This window comes from Streptomyces sp. NPDC021115 (genome assembly GCF_044333065.1).
Lineage (GTDB): Bacteria > Actinomycetota > Actinomycetes > Streptomycetales > Streptomycetaceae > Streptomyces.
Window position 1 is genome coordinate 140735 of sequence record NZ_JBIRQF010000008.1, and the last position, 22888, is coordinate 163622.

Genomic DNA, 22888 nt, shown 5'->3' on the forward strand with positions numbered 1-22888 from the left:
GACCGGGGCCCCGCCCCGGGCCCCGTGGGCCCGGGGCGGGGGCTGCGGCTACGTGAAGAGCTGTGAGTTCTGGCGGCGGCGGTGTTTGCTCCAGACCGTGTCCAGGGACAGGTAGGGGGCGCCGGCCAGGGCCAGGGGGAGCCAGGCCATCAGGTAGGCCAGGTCGTTGCCGTAGTAGTACGGCTCCGTCTGCCAGCTCACCGTCAGCCACAGGCTCAGCGAGATCAGCGCGCCGCCCAGGGCCGCCAGGCGGGACAGGAGGCCGAAGAGGGTGCCCAGGCCGACGGCCAGCTCGCCGTAGGCGATGACGTAGCCGAAGGTCGTCGGGGCGTTGAGGGCCTGGTCGACGAGCCAGGGGACGGCCGAGGTGTCGCGCACCTGGGTCATCAGCTGGCCGATCGAGCCCGCGCCGCTGTCGGCGAGGAACGCCGAATCGGTCAGCTTGTCGATCCCGGCGTACACGAACGTGACGCCGAGGAAGATCCGCAACGGCAGCAGCGCATAGCGCGCCGCCATCTCCCGCACCCCGCCCGTCGCGGGGCCGCCTATGCCGCTCACCACATTCACACTGCCCGCGTTGTCCGGGCCTCCTCCGACCGTTCGGTCCGCATGCCTCATGACGCCCGCCTCTCCCATTGCGCACTCATCAAAACCATACGGAGGGGAGCGGGATTTCTACTCAGCCGAGGTCAGGCCGGTCAGTCCGAATCAGTCCAGTACGTCGATCTGGTAGCGGTTCGTCTCCGCGCCCGACGCCGTCACCACCTGCACGTCCACCCGGCCCGGCTCCACGTCCACCGGGACCGGCACGGTGAGCGCCGTATCGGTCGGGTTGCTGAAGCCGCCCGCCACCGGCACCAGGGGGACGTGGACGTGGACGGCGCCGATGCGGACGACCATGCGGGCCAGGCGGTCGGGGTCCTGCGCGCCCGGGGGCACGAAGCCGTTGCCGCGGATCTCGATGTCGTCGCCGGTGCGGATCGGGGCGTCGCGGTCGATGCCGCCCTCCTCGGGGCGGACCCGGACGACGGACAGGACGGTCGGGCGGCCGCCCTCCGCGTACTTGCCGGTGAGGTACATCAGGACGGAGACGACGGCGAGCAGCACCAGCCCCCAGGGCAGCTCCGGCAGCCGCCACGGTTCGCGGGCGAGGCGGACGGCGGCGAAGGCGAGGGCGACCGCGTGGACGACGACGTACTGGGCGTCGGCGAAGCTGCCGCGGCCCGCGTCGTCAGTGAGGAGGTCGGCGGCGCGCGGGCGGACCGCCCGGACCTTCTGGAGCCGCTGCGCCCGCACCCGGGCCGCGACGACGAGCCGGGCGAGCACCGCGGCCACGCAGGTCAGCCCGGCGACCGTGAGCAGCCCGGCGGCGTGGCCGAGGGACAGGCCCCCGGCGATCCGGTCCCGGTCGCCGGGGGCGACGGCCAGTTCGACGGCCAGGACCAGCACCGAGAAGACGGCGAGCAGCAGCCAGGCGGCGGCGAGGGAGCGGGAGGTGGACATCCGGTTGTCCTCGCCGACGAGCGGCGCGAGCGGGCCGCCGTTGGCGTAGTGCAGCCGGGCGGTCAGGGTCAGCAGCGCGCCGGTGACGAGGGCGGCGGTGAGCCCGGCGGTGCGGGCGACCGACCAGCCGGCGCCGAGCGCCGTCGCCAACTGCCCGATCAGCAGCGCCCCGACCGCGCCCCAGACCACCAGCAGGGTGCGCCGCCACACCGCGTCGCGCCACGCGGTGCTCTCGGCGTGGCCGCTGTCGACGACCGTACGGGCCGCGTGGGCCAGCTCGTCCGACACCCACTGCCGGGACGCCCCGGCGGAGTGCGCGAGGGCCGCCGGAAGGCCCTCTCCCGCCGCGAACCGCTCCCGCATGGCCACGAACGCGGCCACCGCCCGCCGGTGCCCCTCACGGGCGCCCTGGGGGCACTCACAGCCCGCCGGGCCGTGGTCCGGGTGGCTGTGGCCGCCGGGTCCGCCCGCCTTCGCCTTCGCCTTCGTGGCGTCTTTCGTCGTGTCCACCGCCACGAGGTCTCACCGCTCCGTCGTTCACTCGTTCTGTACGTTCAGTCGTCAGTACGGTGACGCTCGGCGCGCCCCAACTGACATGTGTTGAGAGGGGATTGTGCCGCACCGCGACGGGTCTCAGTCGAGCAGGTCCGGCTCACCGCGGGTGATCTGGAGATACAGGGGTTGATAGTTGATCCACGCCACAAGATCGCTTCCGAGCTGCTCACGGGTCCGCACCGCGCTCCGGTGATCGATGAGCACCGGCTTCCCCGCCGCCTTCGCCGCGAGCTGCGCCTGGCACGCGCGCTCCATCGTGATGAACCACCAAGCGGCCGCGTCGACCGAGTCGCCGACGGTCAGCAGACCGCGATTGCGCAGGATGAGGGCCTTGTACGTACCGAGCGCCGACGCGATCCCGCGGCCCTCCTCCTCGTCCACGACGACGCCGGTGCTGCTGTCGTAGAGCCCGTGGTCCTCGAAGAAGGCGCACACGTCCTGGGTGATCGGCTCCAGCAGCTCACCGAGCGCGGACAGGGCCCGGCCGTGGACGGAACGGGTGTGGGCGACCGCCACCACATCCGGACGGGCTCGGTGCACGGACGAGTGAACGACGAAGGCCGCCTGGTTGACGTGGTAGCGCCCCTCGACCACCTGGCCCGCCTGATTGACGAGGATCAGGTCGCTCACGGTGGCGTGGGCGAAGGGCATGCCGAAGGGGTTCACCCAGAAGTGGTCGGTGAACTCCGGGTCGCGCACGGTGATGTGCCCGGCGACCCCCTCCTCGTACCCGTACCGCCCGAAGATCCGCAGCGCCGCCGCCAGCCGCTCCTTGCGGTACCGCCGCTCGTCGGCCGACGAGGCGTGGGTGGGCGGCATCGTGATGTGCAGCTGGTCGGTCGGTATCGGCTCGGGGTTTTGCCGCGGTATCGGCATCGTCATCAGCAGCTCCGCTCCTCTGGGGTGCTGGAGCGGAAGCTACCTCCGGGTATCGCAGGAGGCCAGGGTCAGGGCCTTACAGACGGTCGATCTCGGTGAGGTCGATGTCGATGGTGAAGGGGACGGTGAGCTTGAGCTGGTTGTGGTGGAGGCCGGTATGCCGGTATGTGCGCGTTTCGGCGTCGAGTTCGAAGACGTGGACCACGGGGCGAGCGTCATGGTTGGTCATCTCGACCCGCCAGAAGTGCGGGATCCCCGCGTTGGCGTACTTGTGCGGTTTGGTGTCGTGGTCGCGGGCCTCGGACTCGGGAGAAACAACCTCGACGGCGAGGATCACATCGCCGACCTCGAAAAAGGTCTGCATACGGCTTCGCACGGCCTCGGTACGCAGCACCACGAGGTCCGGCTCCGGGCCGTTGCGCTTGTCGATCACCACGGTCATCTCACGCGCGACCCGCAGTTCGGGGGGCACAGTGCGCCGTAGTCCGCTCACCAGCAGATCAATCGCAAGGCTGTGAAAGATGCGCTGCGGACTCACGAAAACCAGGCTCCCGTCGATCAGCTCGGTGTGCGGCGGGAGATCGGGCAGACTCAGCAAATCGTCCACGGTGTAGCCATCCAGCGGCGGCACAGGCCACGAGGTGGTGTGCAGCGGCTCAGCGGTCATGGTTCCTCCCATGGACGGGATTCTTGGCCGTGAGGCCAGCGTATCGAGCACGAACGCCGATGCCGCCGCCCAAACGAATGAGCGACGGCATCGGCGTTTGACGATCAGATGATGATCGGGAGGAGGGCGGTCACTCCCACTCGATCGTGCCGGGCGGCTTGCTGGTGATGTCCAAGACCACCCGGTTGACCTCGTCCACCTCGTTGGTGATGCGGGTCGAGATCCGCGACAGCACGTCGTACGGGAGGCGCGACCAGTCGGCCGTCATGGCGTCCTCGGAGGAGACCGGGCGCAGCACGATGGGGTGGCCGTAGGTGCGGCCGTCGCCCTGGACGCCGACCGAGCGGACGTCGGCGAGCAGGACCACCGGGCACTGCCAGATCTCGCGGTCCAGACCAGCGGCGGTCAGCTCCTCGCGGGCGATCGCGTCGGCCTCGCGGAGCAGGTCGAGCCGGTCCTTGGTGACCTCGCCGATGATGCGGATGCCGAGGCCCGGGCCCGGGAAGGGCTGGCGGTGGACGATGTCGTCCGGGAGGCCCAGCTCCTGGCCGACGTTGCGCACCTCGTCCTTGAAGAGCCTGCGCAGCGGCTCGACCAGCTGGAACTCGATGTCGTCGGGCAGCCCGCCCACGTTGTGGTGGGACTTGATGTTGGCGGTGCCGGTGCCGCCGCCGGACTCCACCACATCCGGGTAGAGGGTGCCCTGGACCAGGAACTCCACGGCCTCACCGGCCGCGCCCGCCTCGGCCACCAGCTCGGCCTGGGCCTGCTCGAAGACCCGGATGAACTCCCGGCCGATGATCTTCCGCTTCTCCTCGGGGTCGGACACCCCGGCGAGCGCGTCCAGGAAGCGCTGCTCGGCCTCGACGACCTTCAGCTGGACGCCGGTGGCGGCCACGAAGTCCTTCTCGACCTGCTCGGACTCGCCCTTGCGCATCAGCCCGTGGTCCACGTACACGCAGGTGAGCTGGTCACCGATGGCCTTCTGGACGAGGGCGGCGGCGACGGCGGAGTCCACCCCGCCGGACAGCCCGCAGATCGCGCGCTTGGTGCCGACCTGCTCGCGGATGGCCGCCACGGACTCCTCCACCACATTGGAGGTGGTCCAGGTCGGCTCCAGGCCCGCGCCCCGGTACAGGAAGTGCTCCAGCACCTGCTGGCCGTGGGTGGAGTGCATCACCTCGGGGTGGTGCTGGACGCCGTACAGCTTGCGCTCGTCGCACTCGAACGCCGCGACCTGGACCTGCGAGGTCGACGCGGTGACGGTGAAGCCCTCGGGCGCGGCCGAGCAGCCGTCGCCGTGCGACATCCACACCTGCTGCTGCTCGGGGGTGCCCGCGAAGAGCGTCGAGCCCGGCTTGCTCACGGTCAGGTCGGTACGCCCGTACTCGCGCGCCCCGGTGTTGTCGACGGTGCCGCCAAGCGTGACGGCCATCAGCTGGAAGCCGTAGCACATGCCGAAGACGGGGACGCCCGCCTCGAAGATCGCGCGGTCGAGCCGGGGCGCTCCCTCGGCGTACACCGACGACGGCCCGCCGGAGAGGATGATCGCCTTCGGGTTCTTGGCGAGCATCTCCGCCACCGGCATGGTGGACGGCACGATCTCGCTGTAGACCCGGGCCTCGCGGACCCGTCGGGCGATGAGCTGGGCGTACTGCGCGCCGAAGTCGACGACCAGAACGGTGTCGGGGGCGGCAGCAGGGGACGCTGATGGCACTTCGGCGGCCTTCCGGCGGTGGAACTGGAGGGTTGGACTTTCGATTCTAACCAGCCCATAATCGGCCTCATGTCCATGCGCATGACCTTCGTCTTTATCTATGGCACCGGCCCGTCCGGCTGCCATGGTCGTGCTGCTTGAACTACTGACAAGCGACTTCCCAGGCGCCCCGGGCCGGTCAAGGCCCGGGGCGCTGGTGCGTATGGCTTCGGGTCTCAGCCGGTTCCGGCCCCGCCGATCAGGACAGACACAGAGACCAGGAGATACGGATATGAGCACCACCACCTCTGACGCGGCCGCCACCTCTGATGTGACCGATACCGACGCCGTGATCGGTTCCGCGCGCGAGCGGATCGATGCCCTGGACGGGCAGATCCTCGGCCTCATCCGGGACCGGATGGCGGTCTCGGCCTCCATCCAGCAGGCGCGCATCGCGGCGGGCGGGCGGCGGGTGAACCTCTCCCGCGAGATGGAGATCCTCGACCGCTACCGCGAGGCGCTCGGCAAGCCCGGTACGGGACTCGCCATGACTCTGCTGGAGCTGTGCCGTGGGCGGGCGTGACGCCTTCCGTCACCCGTACGGCGCGTGACCGGCCCGCGAACGGGCTCGTTGAGCCCGGTGCCGCGTCGGCGAGGTGACCGGTCGGCAGGGGACAGCAGCCCGGTCACCATCCACAGGGCGGTCGGTCCCGGGGACGCCTGGGACCGACCGTATCCAGTCGAAACGCTTGCGCCCGGAGCGCCGCATCCACCACGATGCAGTGAGGGAAAACACCCCCGGTCAGCACCCGTCATTGGTCCGACCACGGCCTGATCACGAGTCCGGCCACGCGGTCGTACGCCCCTGACGCGTCTTCCTCTCCTCCCTCCCCTCCTCCTGCCTCCTCCTGCCTCTTCTTGCTCTTCGAATCCCCACCCCGAGCCCGCGGCGCAACCCCCCGGCGCCGCTCCTTCAGCACCGGCGCTGCCCTGACGCCGGTGCTGACCGCCTAGGGCCCCGGGACGTCCGCCACGGTCGGTCGCCCCGGGGCCCTACGCCTGTCTGCGGATTCTGTGACCATTCTGTGAGCAACTGTGAAGGCAACCTTTAGGCCATAGGGATGGTCATGTACGTGCAAACCGAACGCACGGCCATTCCGCGCCCCCACCGCAACGGCCTTCCAGAAGAGGTCTTCATGAAGATTCGCCGCGCACTGGTCGCCGCCGCCGCAACGGCCGCGATAGCTCCCGCCGCGCTGCTCGCCGCGCCCGCCGCCTTCGCCGAGGACGGGCCGGGTCCCGTTCCGTCGGTCACCGAGCCGGGTGACGAGCCGTCGGAGCCGCCGTCGGATGAGCCGACGGCTGAGCCCACGTCCGGCCCGACGGCCGAGCCCACGTCCGGGCCGACGAGCGGGCCGTCCGGCGAGCCCACGGACGAGCCCACCGATGAGCCGACGGCCGGGCCGACGGATGAGCCCACGGACGAGCCGACCGATGAGCCCACCGACGGGCCGACGGATGAGCCGACGGTCGGCCCCACGGATCTGCCCACGGACGAGCCGACCGACCCGACCTGCGAGGACGCGTCCGACGAGGCCGCCGTCACCACCGAGCTGCGCGGGCTGCCCAGCAAGGTCGTGGCCGGTTCCGGCTGGGTGCCGTTCACCTTCCGCACCACGAACACCTCCGACAAGGCGATGAAGTCGGTGGACGCGTACGTGCAGATGTACGCCATCAGCAAGGACGAGCTGGAGGACGTCTCCAAGCTCCTCACCGTGCAGTCGTACGACGAGGACTCCCACAAATGGGAGGCCATCAGCGACGAGGCAGGCTACTTCGGCTCGATCGGCGAGCTGAAGCCCGGTGAGTACGCCGACGCCAAGCTGCGGCTCAAGGTCGACGCCAAGACGCCCGGCAGCTACGGCTTCGGCTTCGCGATCGGCGCGTACCACGACGAGGACGACGTCTGCGGCTACTCCGAGGCCATGGAGTACGAGTTCGATGTGCTGGTCGCGGGGAGCAAGCCGGGGCCGATCGACGATGCCGAGGGGAAGCCGGGGGACAAGGGCAACCGGCCCGCGCCGCAGGGTGGCGGCAAGGACCTCAGCGAACTGCCGGTGTCCGGGAAGCTTGCCGAGACCGGGTCTTCGTCCGCGCTGCCGATGATCGGGCTCATCGGGGGCGTGGCCATGGCTGTCGGTGGCGGGGCCGTGTTCGTCGTGCGGCGGCGCCACTCGGCGTGAGGCCGGCTGTTGGGCGTAGGCCGTAGGGTCACCCTCTTGCGGGGTGGCCCTACGGCCGGGTTAGCGCCCCTGGGGGTTTCGTTGCCGGGTGCGGGTCCGTGGGTGGGTTGTGCCCACAACGTGGTCAGGGCGGCGGCAGCCTCAGGGCGGCGTAGGCGTTTTTCGGGACTGCTGGGTTTGCTGGGGCTATCGGCGCCAGGCGGGTGTAGGGCTCGTTTTGGGGTGGGCGGGGGTCTTTCTCGCCCTTGTCGGGCCAGAGGGACATCGCTCGTTCCGCCTGGGCCGTGATCGTCAGGGACGGGTTCACGCCCAGGTTGGCCGAGACCGCCGCGCCGTCCACCACGCTGATCCCCGGGTGGCCGTACAGCCGGTGGTACGGGTCGATCACGCCCTCCTCCGCCGACGCGCCGATCGGGCAGCCGCCCAGGAAGTGCGCGGTCAGCGGGGTGCCCATCAGCTCGCCGACGTTGCTGCCCGGGAAGCCGTTGATCGACTCGGCGAGGTGGCGGGCCGCCGCCGCGCCCTCGGGGATGTGGTCCGGGTTGGGCGTGCCGTGGCCCTGGCGGGCGGTCAGCAGGCCCTTGCCCAGGCCCTTCACCTTGCGGTACGTGGTCAGCGAGTTGTCGTGGGTCTGCATGACCAGGCCGATGATGGTGCGCTCGGACCAGCGCCGGTTGGACAGTGAGCGCGCGGCGAGAGTCGGATGGCGGAGGTTGGCCGCGAGGAAGCGCAGCCAGGCCGGGCCACGGCCCTCCGGGATCTGGAGGACCGACATCATGCCCATCGCGTTGGAGCCCTTGCCGTAGCGGACGGGCTCGATGTGGGTGTTCTCGTCCGGGTGGACGGACGAGGTGATCGCGACGCCCCGGCTGAAGTCGGGCCGCTCACCGCGCCGGGCGCGGTAGCGGCGGTCGGTGGTCTGGGCGCCGACCAGGGCCTCGGAGTTGGTGCGGGTGAGCATGCCGAGCCGGTCCGAGAGGCGCGGCAGCAGGCCCCGGTCGCGCATGGTGTGCAGCAGGGTCTGGGTGCCGTACGTACCGGCGGCGAGGACGACGTACCGCGCGCGCAGCGTCTTCGGCTTGCCCTTGCGGCGGTGCGCCGTCGGGACGGTGGCGACGTCGTAGCCGCCGTCGGGGTCGTCGCGCAGGGCGACCACGGTCGTCATGGGGTGGACGACGGCACCGGCGCGCTCGGCGAGGTAGAGGTAGTTCTCGTTGAGGGTGTTCTTGGCGCCGCGGCGGCAGCCCGTCATGCACTCCCCGCACTGGGTGCACGCCCGGCGGGCCGGGCCCGCGCCGCCGAAGTACGGGTCGGGGACCTCCTCCCCCGGCTTCGCCCTGGCCGAGCCGTCGGAGTCCTCGCCGTCTCCGAAGAAGACGCCGACGGGCGCCATGTGGAACGTCTCGCCCACGCCCATCTTCTCGGCGGCCGCCTTGAGGTGGACGTCGGAGGGGGTCATGGTCCGGTTGAGGCGGGCGCCGAGCATCCGCCGCGCCTGGTCGTAGTACGGCTTCAGCTCCTCCTGCCAGTCGGTGATGCCGCCCCACTGCGGGTCGCGGAAGAAGGGCTCGGGCGGTACGTAGAGCGTGTTGGCGTAGTTGAGCGAGCCGCCCCCGACCCCGGCGCCCGCCAGCACCATCACCTTGCCGAGGAGGTGGATGCGCTGGATACCGAAGAGGCCGAGGGCCGGGGCCCAGAGGTAGTTGCGGAGGTCCCAGGAGTTCTTGGGCAGGGTCTCGGGCGTGAAGCGGCGGCCCGCCTCCAGGACGCCGACCCGGTAGCCCTTCTCGGTCAGCCGGAGGGCCGAGACGGCGCCTCCGAAGCCCGAGCCGACGACGATGACGTCGTAGTCGTACAGGCCCTCATCGGTGTCGTCGGCGCGCTTGTCCTCTGACACGGGTACCTCCCCGTTCGATGCGTACCGGTCAGCGCAGCCGCAGTGCCTTCATCGCGCGCAGGCTGCGGCTCATGAACTCCGCGTACTTCTCGTCCGTCAGGCCGAAGGACGGGCCGAGCGGCATCAGCCGCTGCTGGGCGACCGTCTGCGCCTCGGTGTACTTGAGGATGCCCTCCGAGCCATGGCGGCGGCCGAGGCCGGAGTCTCCCATGCCGCCCATGGGGGACGCGACGCTGCCGTACGCGGCGGCGTACGCCTCGTTGACGTTGACGGTGCCCGCGCGCAGCCGGGCGGCGACCCCGCGGGCGCGGCGGCCGTCCTTGGACCAGACGCTGGCGTTCAGGCCGTACGGGGTGGCGTTGGCGCGCTCGACCGCCTCGTCCTCGTCCGAGAAGCGGTAGATGGACACCACCGGGCCGAAGGTCTCCTCGGTGCACACCGCCATCGGTGCCTCCACGCCGTCCAGGATCGTCGGCTCGTAGAAGTACGGGCCGATGTCCGGGCGGGGACGGCCGCCCGCGACGACCGTGGCGCCCTTGGCGACGGCCTCCTCCACATGGCGGGTGACGGTGTCCAGCTGGCGTTCGGAGACGAGCGAGCCCATCTCGGCGCCGTACGCGAGGGCCGAGCCGAGCCGCATGGCCTTCGTACGGGCCGCGAACCGCGCCACGAAGTCGTCGGCGACGGATTCGTGGACGTACAGCCGCTCGATGGAGATGCACAGCTGCCCGGCGGAGGCGAAGCACGCGCGGACCGCGCCCTCGGCGGCCCGGTCGAGGTCGGCGTCGCCCAGCACCAGCATGGCGTTCTTGCCGCCGAGTTCGAGCGAGCAGCCCACCAGGCGGGCGGCGGCGGCCTGGGCGACGCCGCGGCCGGTGCGGGTGGAGCCGGTGAACGAGACGTAGTCGGCGTGCTCGACCACGGCGGGGCCGACGACCGGGCCGTCCCCGACGACGATCTGCCACACGCCGCGCGGCATTCCGGCCTCCACCATCAGTTCGCGCGCCCACAGGGCGGTCAGCACGGTCTCGGTGTCCGGCTTCATGACGACCGCGTTGCCCGCGACGAAGGCGGGTATCGCGTCCCCGACCGACAGCTCCAGCGGGTAGTTCCACGGCACGATCTGGCCGATGACACCGCGCGGCTGGCGCAGTTCGGTGACCTTGGTGAGCGTGGGGACGACGCCCACATGGGACTTTGGGCGCAGATACGCGTGGGCCTTGCGGCCGTAGTGGCGGGCGGCCAGCACGACGCCCTGGATCTCCTCATGGGCGTGCAGCCGGGTCTTGCCGGTCTCCAGCTGGATGAGGTCCAGGACCTCCGACTGGCGGCGCAGCAGCAGGTCGTGGAAGCGCAGGAAGACGGCGGCGCGGGTGCGCACAGGGGTCGCGGCCCAGGCCCGCTGGGCCGCGCGGGCCTGCTCGAAGGCGGTGGCGACGTCCTCGGGGGTGGACTCGGGCAGCCCGGAGGCCAGGACCTCCCCGGTGAACGGGGTGTGGTTGGCGGTGCTGCCGCTGCCCACGATGCCCCGGGAGAGCTGGGCGACCAGCTCGGGGGTGACCACGTCGGCGGCGGTCCGGTTGCCCTTGGCGGCGACCGGGTTTCCGTCGACGGGGGCCTCCGGCGCGGGCGTTGCCAGGTCCTGTGCGCTGTCCTGCGAGTCGGTCATGGGGGCGAGCGTAGGCCCCGGCCGGGCGGTTTGGGTACCCGGCGGTAACAATTTGTGGCCACTGCTCAGCTGCCACTCGGGCCGCTGTTCGAACCGCCGCTCAGATGCCCTCGATCTTGAGGTTCTTCACGACGCCCTCGTAGAGCGTGTCGCCGGTCCCCCGGGCGTCGCCCCTGGCGGGCATCCTCACCGTCAGCTGCCAGGCGATGTGATCGTCGCTGACGTAGAGGTGATCCCGGTTCAGATAGAGGATGCGGTTCTCGTCGCTGCTGGTGCCGGGCTTGTAGAAGGTGGTGTTCAGGTCCCGCGCCGGTTTGTCCTGCTGCCGCGTCGCCTTCGGCTTCGCGCTGCTCGCCTCTTCCATCGTCGACAGGGCGCCGCTCTTGTAGTACGCGACGGTGTCCGCGGTCAGTCCCGCGGTGTCGGTGATCTTCTGCTCCGGGTCGGAGATCCGCTTGGTGAGGGTGATGGTGTAGACGCCGCTGGGGTCGTCGAAGGTGACGCTCGGCGCGTTCTCGTCGCTGTCGTTCTGCACCCGCTTGTACGCGCTCGGCACCGCCAGCGAGGCGGCCACCACATCGCGCTCCTCGCGGACCGTCCAGCCGGACGGCAGGGGGTCCTCGGTCGCGAACGGCTGGGCGAGGACCAGCACGAGAACGGACGCGATCACCACGAGGGCGGCACCCAGGCCGAACTGCGCGGGGCGGTTCTTGTGCAGGACGGGCGGGACGAAGCGGCTGCCGCCCCGTACCGCGTTGTGGATCGGCGGGCCGCCGTAGCCGCCCGCCGTGGGCACCGTCGGAAGCGGCTGCGGCACCGGCCGTACGACCGACTCCAGCGCCTCCCGCGTCTCGGCCGCCGACGGGCGCATGGCCGGGTCCTTGAGCAGCAGTCGCATGGTGATGGAGCCGAGCGCGTCCGGGGCACGCGCGGGCCGCTGCGGTTCGGCCGACAACACGGCCTGGAGGGTCGCGGGGGTGTGCGAGCGGCGGAACGGGGACATGCCCTCGACAGCCGCGTACAGCACGACGCCCAGTGACCACAGGTCCGACGCCGGGCCCGGCCGCTGGCCCAGCACCCGCTCGGGCGAGATGAACTCGGGCGAGCCGACGAAGCCGCCGGTCTCGGTCAGTCCCTGTTCGCCCTCGACCTGCGCGATACCGAAGTCGGTGAGGACCACCCGGTCGCCCCTGCCGAGCAGCACGTTGTCCGGCTTGACGTCCCGGTGCAGCACGCCCGCCTCGTGCGCGGCCGACAGCGCGCCCAGCACGGCGAGCCCGATCCGGGCCGCCTCGCGCGGGTCGAGCGTGCCCTCCGCCAGCCGGTCGGCCAGCGAGTCGCCGCGCACCAGCTCCATGACGATCCAGGGGCGGCCGTCCTCGACCACCACGTCGTGCACGGTGACGACGGAGGGGTGGTCGATCCGGGCCGCGGCGCGCGCCTCGCGCTCCATCCGCTGGTAGACGGTCTGCCGCTCGCGGTCCGGCACATGGTCCGGGACGCGCGGCTCCTTGACCGCCACCTCGCGGTCCACGATCTGGTCGTGGGCCTTCCAGACGGTGCCCATGCCGCCGTGGCCGAGGCGCCCGAGCAGCCGGTAGCGGCCGCCGATGAGCCGCCCCGCGTCGGGGGCGGGGGCGGCGTCGGGGCCCGGTCGCGCGCTGTGGCCGGGCCCGGCGTCGGGGATCGGTTGCGCGCCGGGGGCGGCCGCGCGCGGGTCGCGAGGATCGTGCGGTGCGCGCGGGCCTTGCGGTGCGGGCCGTACGGGCGCGGGGCGCTGCCCGGATGCCTGCGTGGGCTCGTACGCACCGGACCCCGCCTGGCGCGGCGGCGGCGCGGGCGGCACCGCCTGCTGCGGCGGCCGCAGATCGTAGCTGCTGGGCTCGTTCGCCCGTCCCCCGTCGTTCGTCATGCGCAAATCATTACCTGGTGGACGGTGAACACCGCCACCCACGGCGGGCCTGCGGGGACAGCTCGTGACAAAGCCGTTGCGACCGGGTCAGCCCGAGGCGCCGGACCGGGCGAAAGTGGCGACAGCCGTATCGAAGTAACGTTTCCCCTCGGACTTCTTCCCGACCGGGACAGAAAGCCACAGGTCGTACATCTTGCCGCCCTCGTTCCAGCTCAGGTCGAAGGTCTGCCGCGAGCCGCCGTCATCGGCCGAACCGTTCCAGACGAACGCCCACAGCGCCGCCGGATGCCCGTTGTGCGTGGTCCGGATGACCTGCCCGTTGCGGTAGCCCTCGTAGTTGGCCGGTCCCTTGGCGTCCGCCGACTGGCTCACCGCCAGCGGACCCCGCGGGTCCGGCTGCTGGGGGTGGATGCCGATGCGGAACTCCAGGCCGGGCGAGTTGTAGTAGACCCGGGGCGACTTGTCCTGGCGGGCGAAGCCCTTCGGCACGGCGAGCGAGAACCCGGCCGGATCATGGACCCGCTCGAACCCCGCGGGCACCGCGCCGGGGGAGGTCCCGGGCGACGTGGACGCCTTCGGCTCCGGGGAGGCCGTCGGGCCGGTGGACGCCTTCGGGGAGGCCGTACGGTCAGTCTCCCGCACTGCCGGTTCCGCGTCGCCGTCCGTGCTCGCGTCCTTGCCGGTGCCCTTCCCCTTCTCCCCGGCCTGGGTCGCGCCGCGGTCGGCGGTCGGCTTGCCCTTGTCGCCGTCGTCCAGCAGCGCCATGGTGCCCGCGCCCAGCGCGGCGACGGCGACCACCGCGGCGACGGCCATCAGCGCCGCCCGGCGCTTGGGGACGCGGCGTTGCTGCGGGGCGGGGACGGTCGAGGCGACCGGCGCGACCGGCGTGCCCGCCGGGGGCGCGAGCGGCGTGCCGGACTGCGTCGGGGTGCGCTCCACGCGGAACCCCGAGGTGTCCCCCGAGCCCAGGTACGAACGCAGCATCCGCGTCGCCTCGTCCGCGGTCAGCCGCATCTGCGTATCGCGCCGCAACAGCCCCTCGATGAGCGGCCGCAGCGGCCCGGCGGCCTCGGGGACGTGGACCTCGTCGTAGACGACGGCGTGCAGCACCGCCGCCACCGAGTCCCGGTGGAACGGGGACTGGCCGCTGACCAGCGTGCACAGCAGCACGCCGAGCGACCACAGGTCCGACTCCGGCCCGGTACGGCGCCCCGACATCCGCTCCGGCGCGGTGTACTCCGGCGAGCCCACGAACGCGCCGGCCTCGGTGAGCGTCGTCGCCCCGTCGACCTGCGCGATCCCGAAGTCCGTCAGCACGACCCGCCAGGTGCCCGCCTCGACCAGCACGTTCGCCGGTTTGATGTCCCGGTGCAGCACCCCGCGCGCATGCGCCACCCGCAGCGCGTCCAGCAGCGCCGCCGCCACCCGGCCCGCCTCATGCGGCCGGAGCGGGCCCTGCGCGCCCAGCCGGTCGGCGAGCGAGGAGCCGTCGACCAGCTCCATGACGATCCACGGATGGTCGTCCTGCTCCACGACGTCGTGGAGGACGATCACGTTGGGGTGCTTGATCTGCGCGACCGTACGGGCCTCGCGCAGCGCGCGCTCACCGCGCAGTCGGTCGTCGGGGCCGAAGCCCTCGTCCACGTGGAGTTCCTTGACCGCGACATCGCGGCCGAGCAGTTCGTCGACGGCCCGCCAGACCGTTCCCATGCCGCCGCGGCCGAGCCGCGAGACCAGCCGATAACGCCCGGCCAGCAGGCCGGTTATTCCCCCGGAGTTACCCATGGGCTCATCTTGCCTCACGACTTCGGCCGCCCCGGCGGGGGTAGGCGCCTCCGGCGCCTTGTCGGATGAGCCGCGCGCCGGGGGAACGCGAGCGTGCGCGCTCGCCCTTGGGGGCGATTGAGCGGACGGGCCGCGTCGGGGATCGTGGAGCGTGCCGATGTTACAGGGGCGGACCGCGGCCGCCCCGCATCGACCACGATGGACTTGTGGGTACGCCCGGCGCTCGGGTGCCCCCGTTCTTCCGGCTGGGGGCACCTCCCAGCGGTAGCTGGGGGAGAACCGAGCCTCAAAAAGGGTGTGAGCCGCCCCGCGGCGGGGGTCCACGGGGCGGCGGCTGGGAGGGCGCGTCAGCTGGTGGCGGAGACCTTCCAGGTGCGGGAGGCGGTCAGCAGCTTGCGCAGCGCGGGGTCCTTCACCGCGCGGGTGTGGTCCACGGCTCTGGCGGTGACGGTATGGCGCTTGCCATCCGACGGGACGCCGAGCGACGCGGGGGTCACGTTCTTCTTGCCGCGCGCCGCGGTGACTTCGGCACCGTCGCGGTACCACTTCACCGAGGCCCCCTTGGGCACGCTCACCTTCAGGCTCGCCGCCCGCGCGAGCGAGGCGCCCCGTCCGGTGCGACTGCTCAGCACGCTGGCGTGGCGGTAGAAGCCCGCGATCATCGCCTCGCGCCCGGGCAGGCTGTACTCGCGGCCGAGCGTGCGCATGATCGAGTTCTCGGTGGGCCGGTTGAGGCCCACGGGGTAGTAGCGGCTGCCCTCGTACGCGCCGACGGTGCCGCCGTCCGGCGAGGTCTGGCCGATCCAGCGGTACCACTTCCGCTTCTGCGCGGTGAGCTGGGCGGCGGTCAGCTTGGTGGCGTTGGGCTCGTCGGGTTCGGCGCCGGTGTAGGTGCCGTTCGTGGCGTACACGTACTCGTCGGCGAGGCCACCGACGGAGTGGCCGGTCTCGTGGACGGCGACCTGGTCGGAGTCGGGGTGGTCGGAGGATGCGGTGGCGATGCCGTCGTATCCGACGCCGGAGCTGAGCGTGTAGCCCGCGCCGCCGTACTTGGTGGAGTTGGACAGCACGATCACCAGGTCGGCCTGCGGGGCCTTCGCGGCGTACGACTCGACCTTGCCGGTGTCGACGCACAGCAGCCGCTCGGTGCCGTCGCACCAGAAGTAGGAGTCGAGGGCGGTGTCCTTGACGACGTCCTTGGAGGGGTCGCCGGAGACGCCGGACTGGTTGGAGACGGCGTCCACGGACCAGACGTTGAACAGCTCGCGGTAGGCGGCGTACGGCTCGACCGCGGAGATCTGCGCCCACTTGGAGCGCACGTCGGCGTGGAAGTCGTCCTGCTGGGCGGCGGTGTAGCCGTCGCCGACGAAGACGACGTCGACCTTGTCGGCCGTGGGGCCGTTGTCGATGACGGACGAGACGTCGCCGTCGGCCGCCGTCTCGGCGGCGGAGAGCGCGCGGTCGCCGCGGGTGAGCCGGGCGGGGGTGGCGGCCGGGACCTCGGTGTGCCGGGGGTGGGCACCGGGGCCGGTGAAGTACTCGACCTCGTGGACCTCACGGGCGCGCTGGGCCCCACCCGCCTGGGCGGCGGTCGCGGTGCCGTTCACGGTCACGGCGAGCGCCGCCGTCAGCGCCACACCTACGGCGCCGACAGCGGAGCGTAAGGGGGTGTGGCGGCGTCGCCCAATCCCTGTGCGCACGGGGGCTCCCGACGTCTACTCCGTAAGCGGCCTGTTAAACACGATTAATTCGCGGCTCAACCTAAGGCCAAAGGAAGTCGCGAGCAATGGGAACTAGGGGAATCGCTAAAGAAATAGACCATCGGGCCCTATGTCCGCTCTCGCCCCGGGCAAGGGTGACTGCGCGTCACCCCCGCCCCGCACGCCTTCACACCGCTTCGTCCCGGGCCAGCGCCAGCAGCCGGTCCATGACGCGGCGGCCGCCCGCCCGTACCCCGTCGTGCTCGAACTCGTCCGTCACCCAGGTGCGCAGCCCCCGGATCGCGCGGGCGGTGGCCAGGGCGTGGGCGGTGTCGACGTACAGATCGTCGTGGTAGATCGCGGCGGCCACCGGGACGGTGTTGCGGGCGAGCCGTTCCGGGTCGTACAGCGGGCCCCAGCCGGTACGTTCGGCCAGCAGCTCGGCGGTGCGGCGCAGCGGGCGCAGCGCGGCGTGGGTGTCCAGCATCCAGGGGTGGACGGTCTCCCCGGTCAGCAGGACGGGCCGGTCCTCGGCGGCCGCCCGTACGGCGTCGAAGCGCGGGAATTCGTCCCGTACGCGGTGCGCGGACCAGGCGGTGGCGCGGCCGTCCTGGGCGTAGACGGGCTCGTGCAGCAGGGTGTACAGGGGGCTTCCGGCGCGCGAGAGCACGGCGGCGACCTGCTCGGCGAACGCGTCGGCGAGCCGCGGCCCGGACGGCGTCTCCACGAAGGCGCCCTCCAGGAGGTAGTGGAGGCGGTGCGATCCGTCGCCGCCGCCGAGCAGGATGCCGAGTTGCTGGAACGCCTCGGGGGTCAGCCGGGTGCCCTCCGGCAGCACCTCGTCGTGGGCGGCGAGGTGGCGCACGATACGGGCGACGGTGTCGGCGTCGCCGGGGTAACGGTCGTAGTGGGCCAGGGTCTTGCGTTCCATCCGCGGATAGGCGGCCCGGTACACGTCGTCCGCGCCGACGTCGAGCCCGGGCAGCCCTCCGGTGAGCAGCACGGTGTCGAGCCCTTCGGGCGCGTACGACAGGTAGCTGACCGCGCAGAAGCCGCCGAAGCTCTGGCCGAGCACGGTCCAGGGGCGGCCGCCGGCCAGCCGGGGCCGGATCAGCTCGCAGTCGCGGACGATGGAGTCCGCGCGGAAGTGGGCCAGGTAGTCGGCCTGCTGCTCGGGGGTGCCGCGCAGCGGCAGGGTCTGGCGGGTGGCGGGCGTGGAGCGGCCGGTGCCGCGCTGGTCGAGGAGGAGCACCCGGTATTCGTCGAGCGCGCGGTCGAGCCAGCCGGAGCGGCCCACCGGGCGGTCGGCGCCGAACCCGGGCCCGCCCTGGAGGTAGAGCAGCCACGGCATCCGCTCGCGCTCGGCGTCCGACAGGCCCGCGGCTGCCACCTCTCGGGCGTAAAGCCGGATCTGTTCGCCTCCGGGAGCCTTATGGTCGAGCGGTACGTCGAAATGGTGGTCGGTGAGGAGCAGTCCCGGCTGACGGACGGTCGCCGTGGCGCCCGGCCCCTCCGGTGCTGTATCCATCGCCTGCTGCATCTTGTTAATCCTCACATAAATGGACTTAGCTCGGCGATTAAGTTACCGCCGGGGAGAAGAGGGCACGGTGGCCGAAAAGAGCGCCGGAGACGGTCGGGCGGCGGGGGCGGGGGCTACGGCGGAGATCGGGCGCCGGGTGCTCAGGCTGCGTACGGAACGCGGGTTCACCCAGCGGCAGCTGGCCGAACCGGCGTACACCGCGGCGTACGTCTCCACGCTGGAGTCCGGGAAGGTCCGCCCCTCCGAGGTCGCCCTGCGCCACCTCGCCGACCGGCTCGGCGTCACCTACGAGGAGCTGGCCACCGGCCGTTCGCCGCAGGACGCCACCCGGCTGCGCGCCGGACTCACCGACGCGCGGAAGACGCTGGCCACCGGCGACACCGAGGACGCGGCCGCCCGCTTCGCCGCGCTGAGCGCCGAAGCAGACCGGCTGGGCTTCCCCGACGAGCGGGCCGCCGCCCTGCTGGGGCTCGGCGACTGCGCCATGGAGACCGGCGAACTGACCACTGCCCGCGACCACTTCGAGGCCGCCGAGAAGCTGCTCGCCGATGAGCCGCTGCCGCGCCGCGTGCCCGCGCTCCGCGGCCGCGCCGTGTCCCATCTGCTCGCGGGCGAACTGCGCTACTCCTGCTACCTGCTGGAGAGCGCCATCGACGAGCTGAACGCCTCCGGGCTGCACGACCCGAACGCCCTTCTGCTGCTCTACACCGCCTCGATAGCCCCGTACATGGACATGGGGGCGCATGCCCGTGCGGTGCGCGCCGCCGAACTCTCCCTCGCGCTCGCGCCCAGCGTCGACAACCCGGAACTCGTCGCCCAGATGCACCGCGGCGTGGCCCGCACCCTGATCGCGGAGGGCCGCACCGCGGAGGCCGACGCCTCGCTGGCCAAGGCGCAGGAGCTGTACGAACAGCTGCGGCTGCGCACCGACCTGGCGCACTGCCACTGGATGCGCGGCTACGTCCACGCGCAGGACGGCGACCTGGAGCGCGCGGAGAGCGAACTGCGCATCGCCCGCGACATGCTCGCGTCCAAGCGGGCCGCGCTGTTCACGGTGCAGGTGGAGGTGGAGCTCGCGGACGTGCTGCGGCGGCGCGGCCGTACCGCCGAAGCGGAGGCGCTGCTGCTGCCGCTGGTGGCGAGATCCGGCGGCCCCGGGAGCTCCGCCGAGGGCTCTTCCGGAGCCGAGGTGGAGGCCACTGGTGCCGGGGCTTCCGGGCAGGACGCGGTCGAACTCACCGCGGAGCGCGGCGCCGTACACGCGGGCGGCGCGCACCGGCTGCTCGGGCTGATAGCCGACGAGCGCGGCGACGCGGAGGGTGCGGAGGAGCACTACTGCGCGGCGCTGTCGCTGCTGGAACGCACCGGCGCCGCCGGTGACCTGGCCGACCTGTGCCGACTGCTGGGCGATCTGCTGCGGCGCGAGGGACGGTTGGAGGCCGCGATGGACGCGTACCGCACGGGCCTGGGACACCGGGCCGCACCGGGCACCACCACGCTGGGCCCGGCCCCGGCCGAACCGCCCATCGAGGGCGCGCGCTGAGACCGGCCGTACGGATGTGGCGCGGTTGGTGCGCCCGCCGGGCCGGGGCCGCTCGGGGTTGGTCAGGCCCCGACGGGCCGGTCCTCCCCCAGCGAGGGCCGGTCGGCACGGCACGGCGGGCGGGTCAAAGGGGGGACAGGCCGCCGCGTGTGGGGGTCGCGGCGGCCTGCCTGGCGCCGTAACGCCCCGCTTCCAGCCCCCAGCCGCGGCTCTTTTCGGCCACGGCGGTCACGACGCGCCGAGAGGCCGTAAGACGCGTTGCGGGGGCGGGGGTTCGGGTGGACCCCGCGGAGTGGTGCGGCATGTGATCCACTCTGCCCGGCCGCCGAGGCACGGACATCCGTCCCTGGTCTTCCCTCGCCCCCCGCCGATCGGAGGGGTGATCCCCCCAACAGGGCGGAGGAGAGCACTCCATATTGGTGCTCCGATGGGGCAGGCTGTGCGGACAATGCGCATGACAGCTGAGGGAGGGAGCGGCCGGTGATCCGTGTTGCGGTGGTCGACGACGAGGCGCTCGTACGATCCGGCCTGCGGCTGATCCTGGGCACGGCCCCGGACATCGACGTGGTCGCCGAATGTTCCGGCGGAACCGCGGTCGAGACCGTGCTCGGCAGCGAGGCCGACGTCGTCCTCCTCGACATCCGCATGCCCGACGCCGACGGGCTCACCGTGCTCGGCCAGTTGCGGGCCGCGCCACGCTCCCCCACCGTCGCCATGCTGACCACCTTCGACGCCCAGGAATACCTGACCGCGGCGCTGCGCGCCGGGGCGGCCGGTTTCCTCCTCAAGGACACCGACCCGGAACAGCTCGTGCGCGCCGTACGCACCCTCGCCCAGGGCGGCAGCGTCCTCGATCCCGGCGTCACCGGGGCCGTCATCGGCGGCTACCTCGCCGCCGAGGCCGAGGCCACCGCGTCCACCGCCGTCGGCGCCCTCACCCCGCGCGAACGCGAAGTGCTCGCGCTGCTGGGCGAGGGGCTTGCCAATCCGCAGATCGCTGAACGCATGGGGCTCGCGCCCAGCACCGTCAAGGACCATGTGCGGGCCGTGCTCGGCAAACTGGGCGGGCTGAACCGGGTGCAGGCCGCCATCCTCGCCGACCGGGCCGGGCTGATCACCAGCCGCCCGGGGGCGGGCGGACCGCGGTGAGGCCGCCGCCTCCCAGGTCGCTGCCGTCGGCATTGCCGTCTGCGCCGCGGTCGTTGTGGTGGTGGCGGCGACTGCCGGGGTGGGTGCGGCGGTGGGGACCGCTGCTGTTCCCCGTCGTGTTCGCCGTGGCCGACGCGCTGCTCGTCAACGGCGTCACCCTCGGCCTGGAGCTGAACACTTCCCTGGTCGCGGCCGCCGCCCTGCTGCTGCGCCGCCGCTTCCCCGCGCCGGTCTTCCTGGCCACCCTGCCCGGCATCCTCATCGGCTACATCTGGTTCGCGCCGATGATCGCGCTCTATACGGTGGCCGAACGCCGTCCCGGCGCACGGCTCCTCGGCGTCTCCGCACTGCTGCTGGCCGCCGCGCACTTCATCCCGTGGCCGGTGTCCGACTTCGAGCCCACCGCGTACCGGGAGAACACGCTCACGCTCATCGACGCGTGCATCACCTCCGTCGGGCCCATCGCGCTGGGCCTGCTGGTGCGCACCCGCGGCGAACTCGCCGCCCGCCTCGACGACCTGACCCGCAGCCGCCGCCACGCCGACGAGCTGATCGCCGAGCAGGTGCTGAGCACCGAACGCGCCCGGCTCGCCCGCGAGATGCACGACGTCGTCGCCCATCAGGTCAGCCTGATCAGCCTCCAGGCCGGGGCCGTCCAGATCAGCGCGGAGGACGCGCGGGCGCGAGAGGGCGCGCGGACGATCCGCGAGCTGTCCGTACGGACCCTGGACGAACTCCGCCACATGGTCGGCATCCTGCGGGCCGCGGGCGGCGACCTCGAACAGCTCACCCCGCAGCCCCGGCTGGAGGACCTGCCACGGCTGATCGAGCTGAGCGCGCTGGACGTTGCGTACGAGGAAGCCGACGACGCGCGGCGGGCGGGGCAGCCGGAGGCGGTGGAGCGGGCCGCGTTCCGCATCGTGCAGGAGGCGTTGACCAACGTGCGCAAGCACGCGCCCGGTGCGCGGGTGACCGTACGCGTCACGGAGTCGGCCGCCGAGGGGCGGGGGCTGCGGGTCGAGGTCCGGAACGGGCCGCCCGACGCGTCAGCGGTGGCACCGGGTCTGCCGGGCGGCGGGCACGGGCTGGTGGGACTGCGGGAGCGGGCGGCGCTGCTGGGCGGCACGCTGACGGCGGGGCCTACGGAGGAGGGGGGCTTCGTGGTGCTGGCGGACTTCCCCAAGGTGCCGACGCCCCGGCCGTAGGGCACCGGGGGTTGTTCCCCACCCCGCCCCTTCCCGAACCGGGGCCAGCCCCGGACCCCGATTGCGGGGGCTCCGCCCCGGACCCCCGGGCGCCGTTCGGGCGCGGACTCAGGGGCGGGCGGCGTTCGGGACGGCCAAGGCGGGGGCTGAGGGCCCGACACGAGGGCGGATGGGCCGCACCGGGCTGGGAAGTCGGCAGGCTGGCCAGCACCGGGCCGGGAAGCGGACAGCGGGTTGGGACGCCTGACACCGGGCCGGAACGGTCGGCGGGCGGAAACAAACGGCACCGGGCTGGCACGGTCGGCGAGCTGGCGCGGCCGACGCCGCCGGGCCCCGCGCGCCTCTCGGGCGCAACCTCAGGCCCGGGCATCGTGAGGGACGTCCGACACCGCGCCGGAGCGGCCGTCAGGTTGAGGTCGCCGCACCGCGGGCGGGACGCGAAGAAGTGGTGGGCTAGGCCGAGAGGGAGTCGGCGGTGTTCCGTTCGTCGTCGTCCGGTTCCGTCGCCACCATCAAGTTGGGATACACGTCGAACAAGCGGCGCACGCCCAGGGCCGCGAGGACCCGGTGCACATGGGAGCCGTGGGCGGCGTCCTGGGGTGGGAGGATCAGCCGCAGTCGGCCCGAGCACGACCGCATCAGCCGGCGGGCGGCGATCAGGACGCCGACGCCGCTGGAGTCGCAGAAGCGGACCTCGGACAGGTCGAGCACCAGTGAGTGGCGGCCCTCGGCGACCGCGTCGTGCACGTGTTGCCGGACAGCGGGCGAGGTCACCAGGTCCATCTCACCGGAGACCTGCAGGACGACCCACTCCCCCCGTCCGTCCTCCATCACCTTCAACGTCACGCGCTCGAAGCCCTTCGCTCGCAGCTAACCGGAATTTGCTGTTCCAAAGCGGCTGCCCGCCCGGCACCGCATAAAACTCCCCCCGTCTCGCGCCATGGT

General features: G+C 72.3%; 17 protein-coding genes. 5 read left to right on the plus strand and 12 right to left on the minus strand.

Going from position 1 to position 22888, the window contains the following annotated elements:
* Window positions 1-48: 48 nt before the first annotated feature.
* The 5 genes from ACH4TL_RS24905 to guaA form a co-directional block, all read right to left on the minus strand.
* Window positions 49-618, minus strand: coding sequence for a DoxX family protein (locus tag ACH4TL_RS24905; RefSeq protein WP_398319322.1), 570 nt, complete (start codon window positions 616-618; stop codon window positions 49-51).
* A 90-nt stretch (window positions 619-708) separates the two neighbouring features.
* On the minus strand, window positions 709-2019 hold the full coding sequence (locus ACH4TL_RS24910) for a hypothetical protein (protein WP_398319319.1): 1311 nt from the start codon (window positions 2017-2019) through the stop codon (window positions 709-711).
* A 117-nt stretch (window positions 2020-2136) separates the two neighbouring features.
* On the minus strand, window positions 2137-2940 hold the full coding sequence (locus ACH4TL_RS24915) for a class II aldolase/adducin family protein (RefSeq protein ID WP_398319316.1): 804 nt from the start codon (window positions 2938-2940) through the stop codon (window positions 2137-2139).
* A 73-nt stretch (window positions 2941-3013) separates the two neighbouring features.
* Entirely contained in the window at window positions 3014-3604 is a 591-nt protein-coding gene (locus tag ACH4TL_RS24920) for a Uma2 family endonuclease (RefSeq protein WP_398319313.1), read from the minus strand.
* Between the two features lie 130 nt (window positions 3605-3734).
* Complete coding sequence (guaA, locus tag ACH4TL_RS24925; protein WP_398319310.1) at window positions 3735-5321, minus strand: glutamine-hydrolyzing GMP synthase; 1587 nt, start codon at window positions 5319-5321, stop codon at window positions 3735-3737.
* A 271-nt stretch (window positions 5322-5592) separates the two neighbouring features.
* On the opposite strand from guaA, the gene ACH4TL_RS24930 reads away from it, so the two are divergent.
* Window positions 5593-5883, plus strand: a complete 291-nt coding sequence (locus tag ACH4TL_RS24930; RefSeq protein ID WP_398319307.1) for a chorismate mutase — start codon at window positions 5593-5595, stop codon at window positions 5881-5883.
* A 613-nt stretch (window positions 5884-6496) separates the two neighbouring features.
* Window positions 6497-7543 (plus strand): PT domain-containing protein, encoded by a 1047-nt coding sequence (locus tag ACH4TL_RS24935; RefSeq protein WP_398319305.1) that lies wholly within the window; start codon window positions 6497-6499, stop codon window positions 7541-7543.
* Window positions 7544-7667: 124 nt separating this feature from the next.
* Here ACH4TL_RS24935 and ACH4TL_RS24940 read toward each other — a convergent pair whose 3' ends face one another.
* The 6 genes from ACH4TL_RS24940 to ACH4TL_RS24965 form a co-directional block, all read right to left on the minus strand.
* Window positions 7668-9440 carry a GMC oxidoreductase gene (locus tag ACH4TL_RS24940; RefSeq protein WP_398319302.1) on the minus strand — a complete coding sequence of 591 codons (1773 nt, stop codon included), beginning with the start codon at window positions 9438-9440 and terminating at the stop codon, window positions 7668-7670.
* Window positions 9441-9468: 28 nt separating this feature from the next.
* Window positions 9469-11109 carry a succinic semialdehyde dehydrogenase gene (locus ACH4TL_RS24945; protein WP_398319299.1) on the minus strand — a complete coding sequence of 547 codons (1641 nt, stop codon included), beginning with the start codon at window positions 11107-11109 and terminating at the stop codon, window positions 9469-9471.
* A 100-nt stretch (window positions 11110-11209) separates the two neighbouring features.
* A complete protein-coding gene (locus ACH4TL_RS24950) occupies window positions 11210-13021 on the minus strand; it encodes a protein kinase (protein WP_398319296.1) in 1812 nt (603 codons plus the stop codon).
* A gap of 87 nt (window positions 13022-13108) precedes the next feature.
* The gene (locus ACH4TL_RS24955) at window positions 13109-14806 is read right to left on the minus strand and encodes a protein kinase (protein WP_398319293.1); all 1698 of its coding nucleotides are present in this window, start codon (window positions 14804-14806) and stop codon (window positions 13109-13111) included.
* Between the two features lie 347 nt (window positions 14807-15153).
* The gene (locus ACH4TL_RS24960; protein ID WP_398319290.1) at window positions 15154-16506 is read right to left on the minus strand and encodes a M64 family metallopeptidase; all 1353 of its coding nucleotides are present in this window, start codon (window positions 16504-16506) and stop codon (window positions 15154-15156) included.
* 187 nt (window positions 16507-16693) lie between these two features.
* Window positions 16694-18034 (minus strand): alpha/beta fold hydrolase, encoded by a 1341-nt coding sequence (locus ACH4TL_RS24965; RefSeq protein ID WP_398319287.1) that lies wholly within the window; start codon window positions 18032-18034, stop codon window positions 16694-16696.
* A gap of 79 nt (window positions 18035-18113) precedes the next feature.
* Here ACH4TL_RS24965 and ACH4TL_RS24970 point away from each other — a divergent pair, with 79 nt between their 5' ends.
* The 3 genes from ACH4TL_RS24970 (at window position 18114) to ACH4TL_RS24980 (ending at window position 21943) form a co-directional block, all read left to right on the plus strand.
* Window positions 18114-19589: a tetratricopeptide repeat protein gene (locus ACH4TL_RS24970; protein ID WP_398319284.1), complete on the plus strand. Its 1476-nt coding sequence runs from the start codon at window positions 18114-18116 to the stop codon at window positions 19587-19589.
* A gap of 480 nt (window positions 19590-20069) precedes the next feature.
* Window positions 20070-20738: a response regulator gene (locus ACH4TL_RS24975; protein ID WP_398319281.1), complete on the plus strand. Its 669-nt coding sequence runs from the start codon at window positions 20070-20072 to the stop codon at window positions 20736-20738.
* 32 nt (window positions 20739-20770) lie between these two features.
* On the plus strand, window positions 20771-21943 hold the full coding sequence (locus ACH4TL_RS24980) for a sensor histidine kinase (protein ID WP_398319278.1): 1173 nt from the start codon (window positions 20771-20773) through the stop codon (window positions 21941-21943).
* 453 nt (window positions 21944-22396) lie between these two features.
* Here ACH4TL_RS24980 and ACH4TL_RS24985 read toward each other — a convergent pair whose 3' ends face one another.
* The gene (locus ACH4TL_RS24985; RefSeq protein ID WP_398319275.1) at window positions 22397-22774 is read right to left on the minus strand and encodes an STAS domain-containing protein; all 378 of its coding nucleotides are present in this window, start codon (window positions 22772-22774) and stop codon (window positions 22397-22399) included.
* Between the last annotated feature and the right edge of the window lie 114 nt (window positions 22775-22888).

What these genes read in the sequence shown, in the direction of transcription:
- ACH4TL_RS24905 (WP_398319322.1), bottom strand. Translation starts at nt 618, where the DNA reads ATGAGGCATGCGGACCGAACGGTCGGAGGAGGCCCGGACAACGCGGGC.
- ACH4TL_RS24915 (WP_398319316.1), bottom strand. Translation starts at nt 2,940, where the DNA reads ATGACGATGCCGATACCGCGGCAAAACCCCGAGCCGATACCGACCGAC.
- ACH4TL_RS24920 (WP_398319313.1), bottom strand. Translation starts at nt 3,604, where the DNA reads ATGACCGCTGAGCCGCTGCACACCACCTCGTGGCCTGTGCCGCCGCTG.
- ACH4TL_RS24930 (WP_398319307.1), top strand. Translation starts at nt 5,593, where the DNA reads ATGAGCACCACCACCTCTGACGCGGCCGCCACCTCTGATGTGACCGAT.
- ACH4TL_RS24935 (WP_398319305.1), top strand. Translation starts at nt 6,497, where the DNA reads ATGAAGATTCGCCGCGCACTGGTCGCCGCCGCCGCAACGGCCGCGATA.
- ACH4TL_RS24945 (WP_398319299.1), bottom strand. Translation starts at nt 11,109, where the DNA reads ATGACCGACTCGCAGGACAGCGCACAGGACCTGGCAACGCCCGCGCCG.
- ACH4TL_RS24950 (WP_398319296.1), bottom strand. Translation starts at nt 13,021, where the DNA reads ATGACGAACGACGGGGGACGGGCGAACGAGCCCAGCAGCTACGATCTG.
- ACH4TL_RS24955 (WP_398319293.1), bottom strand. Translation starts at nt 14,806, where the DNA reads ATGGGTAACTCCGGGGGAATAACCGGCCTGCTGGCCGGGCGTTATCGG.
- ACH4TL_RS24965 (WP_398319287.1), bottom strand. Translation starts at nt 18,034, where the DNA reads ATGGATACAGCACCGGAGGGGCCGGGCGCCACGGCGACCGTCCGTCAG.
- ACH4TL_RS24985 (WP_398319275.1), bottom strand. Translation starts at nt 22,774, where the DNA reads ATGGAGGACGGACGGGGGGAGTGGGTCGTCCTGCAGGTCTCCGGTGAG.